This window comes from Methanomethylovorans sp. (assembly GCF_041305605.1).
In the GTDB taxonomy this organism is placed as follows: domain Archaea; phylum Halobacteriota; class Methanosarcinia; order Methanosarcinales; family Methanosarcinaceae; genus Methanomethylovorans.
The window spans coordinates 1-9,153 of record NZ_JBFYLB010000082.1 but is presented as its reverse complement, the minus strand read 5'-3'; the positions used below and the strand labels follow the sequence as shown (position 1 = coordinate 9,153).

The window sequence follows — 9,153 nt, the reverse complement described above, 5'->3', positions numbered from 1 at the left end:
CGATCTTATATGCATTGTCCGATCCATCAACTGACACAACATCAAAGCCTCTTATTTTCAGTAGCATGGCTGTTATAAGCCCTAAAACCCCCTTTACCCGTCACCATTGCAGTTTTAGGTTCCCATCTCATTCTTTCCTGCACTGCAAAAGCTGTAAGTATCGCTTTTTCTGCAACGCTGGCAGGCTCCAAAAGAACTCCCAGGACTTCAGGGACATTTACCAGAAAGCGCTCTTCTTCTGAATAGTACTCTGCGAGAAGATCATGGTACCCTCTAATCCCTCTTTCCATATAATTCCCATCAAGGCACAGATCGAATTCACCGGCCTGGCAGTTGATACAACCATCAGGCCTCCTGACAGTGCAAACGACCATATCGCCTCTTTTTAATGAATTAACCTTATGTCCGACCCTTTCAACGATCCCAAGTGATTCATGGCCAATCACAAGAAAATCCTCACCCTTGGGAGCTTCACCATACAACCCTTCATTGATCTCACGGTCAGTCCCGTCAAGCCCTATAAGCTCGACCTTAATATCCTGTAGCGGAATATCCCTTATATGAACACTGTTGCTTTTTCCTGGGATTACGGCTATAGCTTTCGTAGAACTGCCTTCTCTTGAATGAATTGGTTGTAGTCGTGTTTCCGGGAACAGGGTTTCTGTCATTTCAGCATGTAATTTATGTCATATGCTATACTGGGATAGGCAAACACCATTGAACTGAGCTGAGTAGCTGTCAGACCATATCTCATCGCCATTGCAAAAAGATTAATCACCTCTTCAGCATTGGGTGCAAGTAAGTGTGCTCCCAGTATAGTGTCATTAGATTCATCGATTACAACTTTGGAGGCAGCATACCCCAAATTTGTTCTTCTGGATGAGTACCATTGGCTCATGTCATTGAAAAGGACCTTGTGCTTATTTGATGAAACGTTTTCAGTGATGCCAACACCCGCAAGAGGAGGAATCGTGAATACTGTGGAGGGAATAACACTGTAATCTGCTGTGTATTTGTTGCCTTCTATCATATTGCTTGCAGCAATATCTGCCTGCATGCTGACAACAGGAGTAAGGGGTGGACCGGGCCGTATGCAATCTCCAGCTGCATATACTCTTGGGTTGGAAACGCTCTGGAAGTATTCGTTCAGGGCTATGCCCCCTTTATCAAGGATAACATTGCCTTTATCAAGTTGCAGTTCTTCGATCGCCGGAACCCTACCAAGTCCATGGATGATCATATCTGCGAAGAATACCTCATCTTCTCCACTATCCTTGCAGCAGGTTGTCACTTTGAAGCCATCTGGAGTTTTTTCAATATTTTTGAGTTCTTTCCCTTTAATCACATGGATACCTGCATCTTCAGATGCCTTTACAAGCATATCCGCCAGTTCAGAATCGAACTCTTTCAATACACTATCTCCTCTTTGAAGAATTTTCACATCACAGCCTGCCCTTGCCGCGATATGTGCGAATTCGAAAGAAATGTAGCCTCCCCCTGCAAAGATGATTCTTTTTGGCAATTCCTTACGTTCCATGAATTCCTCGCTTGTGACAAGATATTCCTCACCCGGAATGTTCAGTTTGCGAGGTTTTGAACCGGTTGTTATAACAATGTATTTAGCCGTGATCTTCTTCTCTCCTACTATCAGGGTGGATTCATCTGCAAAACGTACGATTCCGTGGTATGTATCAATCCCTACATCCCTGTAGCCTTTTTCCCTTTTCCCGGGATGATCCTCCGTAAAAGTTCTCTTGTAGTCTATGAGCGAGGACCAGTCAATAGCGATCTTCCCACCATCAATGCCTTTTCCAAGCATTCTGTTGTGTTCATCGACTATATTAGCTACACCTGCAAGGACTTTCTTTGGAATACATCCTCTTAAAGCACAGGTCCCTCCATACTCCCTGCAGTCTGCTATTGCCACTTTCCATCCGGCTGCATTTAACTTATATGCAAAGGTGGTTCCTGCAGCACCGGTTCCAATTACAAAAGCATCATATTTTTCTGTCATCGATATCTCCTCATTTAGATCATTTTACAAAGCACATGACATCTCATGCTGCTGCATCCTGAAGCTCCTTCAAGGCATTTCTCACATCCTTACTTTTGAGTATATATGACCCCGTTGCAAAAACATTTGCTCCGGAATCTTTTGCAGCCTCAAAGATATCACCTATTGGTGCTCCCATTTCCAGCATGCTCTGTATAGCTTCACCATAAGGACGCATTAGTGCTCCTACAAACTCAAATGACACATTCTTGCAGAAGGCTTCCATGTGAACAATTAATGGATCAAAATTCTCCATCTCCCAGAATCCACAGTTTGAGATCAGTACCATCTTCTGATTCTTGGGAGTTCCACGTACTGGATGACGAGAGCGACCATCACACAATTCTACAAATAGCTGAATCCCTGGAAGCGTCCTATCAAAAAGGTTCTTCATGGGACCATTACCTCCATCTACATATAGTGGTGAAGCAAACACAAGTACATCTGCTTCCCCTATCTTTGGATAGAGCAGTTTCATATCATCATCTATATAGCATTCTCCAGGTTTCTTAAACCAACAATTGAACTCACCAGTGCATGGCTTGATATTGAGTTTCCTCGTATAGAAGGGGTCTACTTCTGCTCCTGCTTCTTTCATCCCTTCGAGAAATGGATTCAGTATTCGAGCTGTATTACCCTTATCCATTTTTGGGCTTGAGTTGATTGCTAAAACTTTCATATCCTTTCCTCCAATGTACCTTATATAATTCAGGGAACAACGGCAAACACTTGTTGCTGCATCCAACCACGAGCATGTCAGCTGATTTTTCCAGCAGACGTTCGTACTAAGAAGAAACTCACAAACAATAATTATGTGAGTTGATGATTTATATTTACATCGCTGCTATTTTTGATTAAATAATAGGTAAAACAATGCTATCTCGGAATATCACCTGAATAATAATAGGTTAGTAAAAATTAATATCAGAGTGGTGAATAGATACTTAAGAACCGTCACGCTTTAGTCATATTTATGAATTCAACTACTGATAAATGAATGAACACTCAAGCCCTTGATATTGCTTTAAGGTCTCGTGACCAAAGGTTTATTGTCAGAGGCAGGGATATGGGACAAGATAATGGAATCCCTTCGGGATTCTGCTTATCACAAAGGTAAGTTTTCAATGAATATTGTATGTATCGATAGCAGTTTCATCGAAACAAAAAAAGAATAGGTTTTAAATCAGAGTTCTAATTCAAGATTCTCTATAGGTACGCACCAGTAACCAGTCTGTTTTGAGCACCCTCCGGTCAAATGCAAAACGCAGGAAGACTGGAATAAACTTATAAATACGCAGCCTCACATCCGCCATCAATTGCAGGTCCAGAGCTTTTTCATCGAAACTGGGTTCCAGAAAATAGGAAAAATCATGCCAGTACTGATGCAAGGACCCAAATGCTCCAAAAAGGCTACAATCTCGACTATGGGCAGATGCAACCACAGAGTACACAGAGTTCACGGAGATGGATAACTATTGTTATTCTCTGTGTTCTCTGTGAACTCGGTGGTTAAAACATAATGTGCATGTTTTCTATACAGATCCGCATAATTCCTAAATAACATAGGATGAACTGTTTTTTACCCACCTAAAGTAATATCCTGATCTTGATACCACTCTAATGCATTATACAAGTGTTCTGGCTTAAAATCCGGCCACATTTCATCAACTACATATATGTCTGAGTATACCGTTTGAATTGGAAGCATTCCACTGAGTCTACATCTTGCTCCCCAGCGAATAAGTAAATCTATTCTTGTAATATCTGCTGATGCAATGTTTTCTACCATTTTTTCTTTATCTGAAGAATTATCATATGCATATGTTAAATCCCAATACCAACCATAGTTTACCAAAAAATTTATCTTTATTTTACCTTTTCCAAATTTAGTTTTCTTTGTATATGGGAGTAACTCTTTTGGAAACATATCCGAATTAGTATTCCCTACTACAAGTAGTTCAGCGTCACGTTTTGAAAGTTCTTGAACTGATTTTATACAAGAATCTACAAACGCTTTTCTTTGAACTTCAGACCTTTTTGTGTTATCCTGAGTAAAACCAAAAAAAGTAACTTCTTCTATTCCAAGTCTCACGCATATATCATATACTTTTAATCCTGGAATTATTCCATTGTCATAACCTTCATGTTTTTCCAAGCCTCTGGCTTGAGCCCATCTTCTGTTACCATCCGGTATTATAGCAATATGTCTTGGCAATCTTTTAAATTTTGGCACTTCCACAATATTATCCCCTATTCTTTGCTCAAAATACCATAGAAGATTCTGATTAACCCTCTATTTTAAATGTTTGATACTTTCCGGACAAAATATATCCTCCTATATCTCCTGGAAAGACAGCATGTGTATGCTGATGGTGTAATCTACATAGGAAAGAAAGTTAACAATATTGAAGAACAGGCTCTTGATGTGGATAAAGTACAGGTCTCTGTTAATGAGGATGGAATAAAAGAAAATATACTGGCTCTCACTCCTGAGGAAGCAAGGAAACTAGGGATTAAGCTAAAGCACTTCTGTGCTTAATCCCAATCTCCCCTGAGTTTTTCTGATATGGAGCTTTTTTGTTCATCCAATTCTGGAACTCTTCAGTTACCTTTTTTGCACCTGATGGTTTAAGCCTGAGAGAATATTCAGTTCTAATGAAGTCTGTAGTTTCCATTCTTTCAGTTTCTATCAGATTGATAACAGCCAGATCAACAAGGAATCGTATAAAAAATCAATTTAATTTCGTTGTGTAATTATGCATATCTTTTTGGTGGTACAGAAGAATTTTGTTTTATATTATCTAAAAAGATAACATGATTTTTACTTACAGTTTTTAACAGTAACTTTTGATTGTACTTATTTGGAGGAATATTATATGAAATATTTTATTTTAACGGCGGAAAAATAGCCTGGTATAATATCCCCGAATTTTTTCTAAGGGTTATAGGTAACTGTATTTTTTTGTACGCTTAAGTTTTCAAATATCTTTAATTGATAAAATGCAAAACCTAAATTGCTGATTTTCCAAAACCCCATAATAAAGGAAGTGTGAGAGATGAAATCAGAAGAACAGATCAGAATCAAGTTAGAGAGCTTGAAGAATCTTAAGAAACATATTGATGAAAGCGCAATCATAATCCCGAGACCACAAAAGATTTAAACAGTTATCTATTTACAAGCTTTATGACAGAATCGCCAATTTTTGAGATATTTGATGGATTGCCCAGGCAGGGTCCTGGCAGTAATGAATGTACTGAAAAAGCCTTTAATTTGCTTTCTTCCCTTCCTGCAGGCACTAAGATCCTTGACATTGGTTGCGGTGTGGGTATGCAGACAATACATCTTGCGAAGATCTGCAACGACTGTCACATCACTGCAACTGACATTTACCAGCCTTTTCTGGATAAACTGATGGAAAATGCAGTTAAAGAAGGAGTTGATGACAGGATTACCACGGTTTGTGCTTCCATGGATGACCTGCCTTTTGAAGCAGGAGAATTCGACATCATCTGGTCAGAAGGCTCCATCTTTATCCTTGGTTTTGAAAAAGGAATTAGCTACTGGAAACAGTTTCTGAAAGAAGGGGGTTATATGGCAGTGACAGAGAACACATGGTTCACGGATGAACCTTCTTCGAAAGTGCTTCAATTCTGGCAGGATATATATCCTGGTATCATGAACATACCTGACACTGAAAAAGTTATCATGGCAGCAGGATATGATATCATTGACCACTTTAAACTGCCAGCTTCTATCTGGTATGATTTTTACTCCCATCTGGAAAAAAGAGTCGATGACATCAGTGATAGCTATAAAGGAAACACCGATGCAGAAACGATACTTGAGTTTAACAGAAAAGAGATAGAGCTCTTCAGAGAATACCCAGATGAATATGGTTATGCATTCTACATTTTTCAGAAGAACGCAAATAAATGACCTGTTACTGATGAGCAATTAAATGATCCAGAAACTCAAAAAGAAATCAAAGCAGCAATCAAAGAAGAATAATATCTAATATCGTATATAGGGTGACTTGCTCATAACAGAAGGGAGAATAGGGATTGATACTAAGATAGAGAAAATAACTTATATTGATCCTAGAAATGAGTTCTATTTCCAAAGGGACCTATACCCTTTGGATTCTGTTTCATGTAATGCAATGTTCCCTTAGAGAATCCCATATTATTCCATTCTGTATAGGAAATGCTCAATATCTTTTGCCTTATATCATCAGAAGCCTGTCTATCAATAGTGAATTCAGGCCTACTGAGATCAATAGCATATCACTTCGTAATATCCACAATAGAACCTTCCGGGAATATTTTTCTAAATACAAAACCAACAAGAGGACCCGCAACAAAAACTATTAGAGGATACGCAAATAAAGAATTGATAGCGAGATTAGAAGCCCAGATTAAAGGTAATTCCTTTGAAAAACCAACTGTTGATATTGAAAAATATAATGACATTAAAGTTGCCATTCCGGCAACAATAACTAATGCAGTTATAGCTCTTTTCTGAAAAGGGGTGTGATGGTGTTTATGTAATTTGAATACCAGTTTCATCCCATGCCTTCCTACAATAAAATATTCAAGTGTAAATGCCACTATGAAAGTAAGAGGGAAACTTAACCAGGTCACTTTAATAATATCTGCAGAAAATCCCTGATGGACTGTTATGTTGTATGCTGTCATTACAAATGCCATAAAGCAAACATACATGAATGTATGGATTAGATTTTCTTTTCTATTTGTTATCAAATTCCCACCTTGTGCATGTGAATTTTTTATTAATAAGAAAGTTTAACACAAGGAGTGTTTATATGTATCAAAAAATTGACATCTTCTTATAACAGCGAACTAGTATACAGGATCATTGATAAATTTAACGGCTATTTATGATCATTTCTAGTTCAGTTAATTATTCAAAATTAAATACTTGGATAAAAACACCTTAAAATCACTGCTGAGAAAAACAAAAAATTATCAAGCAAAAAGTCTTGCAAAGATCACGATCCTCTTATACTATTATTAGTGATACTATCAGTAGTACTCCTGTATATTGGAGTATTTGCGCCTGAAGGTTTAAGCCTGAGAGAATAACTTTCTGTTCTAATAAAGTCTTTAGCATCCATTCTTTCAGTTCCTATCAGATCGATATAAGGATTATTGCGATCAGGGAAGCTATTACTCCTACCCATTGACGCGGAACAAGTTGTTCTTTCAATAATATGCACGCCAATAATACTGTAACTGCAGGACTCAGGGAGGATAGAATTGTGGCAACATCCAATCTTCCGGTTTCTGAAGCCAGAGCAAATAAGATAGCACCTCCTGTATTAAATAATCCTGCAAGGATAACTATCAGAATTACATCGGATGCGGGTTTACTGACAGTCTTCGTTAGCATTATGAACCCTGTGAGCATGATGAATGCTATGATCCTTGAAACTGTTAATGGCCAGTAAATTGCAGTAGCACTGAAGTTATCAATGGATATGAAGAACAAACCAAACAATATACCTGCAAGTAGCGGATATTCCAGATCTTTTGCTTTTAGATTCGGTCCAATATTCATACAAACAATGAACCATATTCCAATAAATGCGAAAATAAAACCTATGATCTTAAAAATGGAAGGAATACCTTCATTCAAAGATGAATATATTACAGGTATGATCGCTGAGATTACTGCAGCCAGAGGAGAAACTATACTCATTTTCCCATTGGCCAGGCTTATATATAGTGCTATCAACCCCGCAGCTCCAAAAAAGCCTGCAAAAGCACCCCACATGAGATAGTTGAGTGAAGGTATGGTCTCTGAAAATATAATTGCAAGAATTGGGAATATAATGATACCCATGATCTGGGTGACCAGAACCACAGTATAAGCACTTGTCCGTCTGGTAGCACATCCACCTACAAAATCCCCTGCACCCCATGATAATGCAGATACAAGCCCAAAGATAATAGCAAGATCAATAGATATCATTTTGTTTCTCCAGTAATTTTCAAATCCAAGTACTTTTCTAAACGTATCTGTTTGTATTATCTGTCAGGCGATGGTTTGAAGTAGAAAAGTGATTTGAAAAATATGGAGTATTGTCGCATATATTTATCGCTTCCCTTGGATTATTTATAACTGAAGATATTTTCACACAGCCGATACTAAGGCTATAAAAACCCCCTCATGCTGAATATGCCCTTTCTTATAACTCTTAAAGTGCTTATCTTGAGATTCTGATATTGATCAATACTTCGCTGTCTGTGTTAAATTCAGACCCTTAACAATCCACGGAACCCTCTGGAGCCATAGTAAGAGGGTGCACTGTTGTGATACACGAAGACAGTGTCATAGCGGCGATCAGCAAAGATGGCGCCGCCGAGTTTTCTAATATCAGAAGGTGTTTTCAGCCAGCTTGAAGTTTTCGTATCGAAATTTCCAAGTTTCTGCAACTCTCGATATTGTTCTTCCGTTAAAAGCCCAATTCCCATGGCAGCTGCCATATCAATAGCGCTATTATCTGGTTTATGATCTTTCCTTGATTCCAGAGCTTCACCATCATAACAAACATTTCTGCGGCCTATTGGACTTTCTGCGGAACAATCACAAAAAATGTATTCTCTGGTCTTTTCATCATAACCAACAACATCCGGTTCACCGCCAGTTCTTTCCATTTCATTTAGCGACCACAGTTTTTCAGTATTATCTTCCAGCTTTGCTTGCACTTTGGCCCATTCAAGACCTTTATGGCGGTTCATGTTTTTCTCAAAACGGACTTTCAACACGCTGAGTAGTTCTTCACGTTGTCCTGATGACAACTCCTTTTTATTGCTGTCAATGTTGCTCATACTTTTCCATTCCCTCCGTTGAACAAAGTGTTGGGCATATAATTACCTAATACCATTGGTACCATTCAACAAACACCTCTTAAAAACAAAAGCGCACAGTAGTCTTTAAATCCAACAATTGTAACTATGTTACTTTTCGAAAATATGTAAAGAAGTTTACCCCCACTTCAATTCTTCGGTCAGACAAATCAAGAATGATCATTCCCAATTATCCGATTCTTCCCGCTACTTTTTAGCTTTACTTAAAT

The 9,153-nt window shown here is 38.4% G+C and carries 11 protein-coding genes; 2 read left to right on the top strand and 9 right to left on the bottom strand.

Annotation, left to right across the window (positions count from 1 at the left end; all coding sequences use genetic code 11):
- Window positions 1-41: 41 nt before the first annotated feature.
- The 5 genes from ACCM36_RS05280 to ACCM36_RS05260 form a co-directional block, all read right to left on the bottom strand.
- Complete coding sequence (locus ACCM36_RS05280) at window positions 42-668, bottom strand: alcohol dehydrogenase catalytic domain-containing protein (protein WP_370572705.1); 627 nt, start codon at window positions 666-668, stop codon at window positions 42-44.
- Entirely contained in the window at window positions 665-2,014 is a 1,350-nt protein-coding gene (locus ACCM36_RS05275; protein ID WP_370572704.1) for an NAD(P)/FAD-dependent oxidoreductase, read from the bottom strand. The genes ACCM36_RS05280 and ACCM36_RS05275 overlap by 4 nt, the downstream gene beginning before the upstream one ends.
- 43 nt (window positions 2,015-2,057) lie before the next feature.
- Window positions 2,058-2,732, bottom strand: a complete 675-nt coding sequence (locus tag ACCM36_RS05270) for an NAD(P)H-dependent oxidoreductase (protein WP_370572703.1) — start codon at window positions 2,730-2,732, stop codon at window positions 2,058-2,060.
- 517 nt (window positions 2,733-3,249) lie between these two features.
- Window positions 3,250-3,513 (bottom strand): hypothetical protein, encoded by a 264-nt coding sequence (locus ACCM36_RS05265; protein WP_370572702.1) that lies wholly within the window; start codon window positions 3,511-3,513, stop codon window positions 3,250-3,252.
- Window positions 3,514-3,632: 119 nt separating this feature from the next.
- The gene (locus ACCM36_RS05260) at window positions 3,633-4,292 is read right to left on the bottom strand and encodes an undecaprenyl diphosphate synthase family protein (protein WP_370572701.1); all 660 of its coding nucleotides are present in this window, start codon (window positions 4,290-4,292) and stop codon (window positions 3,633-3,635) included.
- A 63-nt stretch (window positions 4,293-4,355) separates the two neighbouring features.
- On the opposite strand from ACCM36_RS05260, the gene ACCM36_RS05255 reads away from it, so the two are divergent.
- Window positions 4,356-4,592 carry a hypothetical protein gene (locus ACCM36_RS05255; protein WP_370572700.1) on the top strand — a complete coding sequence of 79 codons (237 nt, stop codon included), beginning with the start codon at window positions 4,356-4,358 and terminating at the stop codon, window positions 4,590-4,592.
- Here ACCM36_RS05255 and ACCM36_RS05250 read toward each other — a convergent pair.
- Entirely contained in the window at window positions 4,567-4,761 is a 195-nt protein-coding gene (locus ACCM36_RS05250) for a hypothetical protein (RefSeq protein WP_370572706.1), read from the bottom strand. The two genes, ACCM36_RS05255 and ACCM36_RS05250, sit on opposite strands and share 26 nt — an antisense overlap.
- A 476-nt stretch (window positions 4,762-5,237) precedes the next feature.
- Here ACCM36_RS05250 and ACCM36_RS05245 point away from each other — a divergent pair, with 476 nt between their 5' ends.
- Complete coding sequence (locus ACCM36_RS05245) at window positions 5,238-5,990, top strand: class I SAM-dependent methyltransferase (protein ID WP_370572699.1); 753 nt, start codon at window positions 5,238-5,240, stop codon at window positions 5,988-5,990.
- A 347-nt stretch (window positions 5,991-6,337) separates the two neighbouring features.
- On the opposite strand, the gene ACCM36_RS05240 is transcribed toward ACCM36_RS05245, so the two are convergent.
- The 3 genes from ACCM36_RS05240 to ACCM36_RS05230 all read right to left on the bottom strand — a co-directional run bounded on the left by ACCM36_RS05240 (window position 6,338) and on the right by ACCM36_RS05230 (window position 8,905).
- A complete protein-coding gene (locus ACCM36_RS05240) occupies window positions 6,338-6,814 on the bottom strand; it encodes a DUF2798 domain-containing protein (RefSeq protein WP_370572698.1) in 477 nt (158 codons plus the stop codon).
- A 388-nt stretch (window positions 6,815-7,202) separates the two neighbouring features.
- A complete protein-coding gene (locus ACCM36_RS05235) occupies window positions 7,203-8,045 on the bottom strand; it encodes an EamA family transporter (RefSeq protein WP_370572697.1) in 843 nt (280 codons plus the stop codon).
- Between the two features lie 284 nt (window positions 8,046-8,329).
- On the bottom strand, window positions 8,330-8,905 hold the full coding sequence (locus ACCM36_RS05230) for a DUF4256 domain-containing protein (RefSeq protein WP_370572696.1): 576 nt from the start codon (window positions 8,903-8,905) through the stop codon (window positions 8,330-8,332).
- Between the last annotated feature and the right edge of the window lie 248 nt (window positions 8,906-9,153).

Excerpts from the sequence above, each read along its gene's own strand:
- ACCM36_RS05280 (WP_370572705.1), bottom strand. The coding sequence starts at position 668 with ATGACAGAAACCCTGTTCCCGGAAACACGACTACAACCAATTCATTCA.
- ACCM36_RS05275 (WP_370572704.1), bottom strand. The coding sequence starts at position 2,014 with ATGACAGAAAAATATGATGCTTTTGTAATTGGAACCGGTGCTGCAGGA.
- ACCM36_RS05270 (WP_370572703.1), bottom strand. The coding sequence starts at position 2,732 with ATGAAAGTTTTAGCAATCAACTCAAGCCCAAAAATGGATAAGGGTAAT.
- ACCM36_RS05255 (WP_370572700.1), top strand. The coding sequence starts at position 4,356 with ATGTTTGATACTTTCCGGACAAAATATATCCTCCTATATCTCCTGGAA.
- ACCM36_RS05245 (WP_370572699.1), top strand. The coding sequence starts at position 5,238 with ATGACAGAATCGCCAATTTTTGAGATATTTGATGGATTGCCCAGGCAG.
- ACCM36_RS05235 (WP_370572697.1), bottom strand. The coding sequence starts at position 8,045 with ATGATATCTATTGATCTTGCTATTATCTTTGGGCTTGTATCTGCATTA.
- ACCM36_RS05230 (WP_370572696.1), bottom strand. The coding sequence starts at position 8,905 with ATGAGCAACATTGACAGCAATAAAAAGGAGTTGTCATCAGGACAACGT.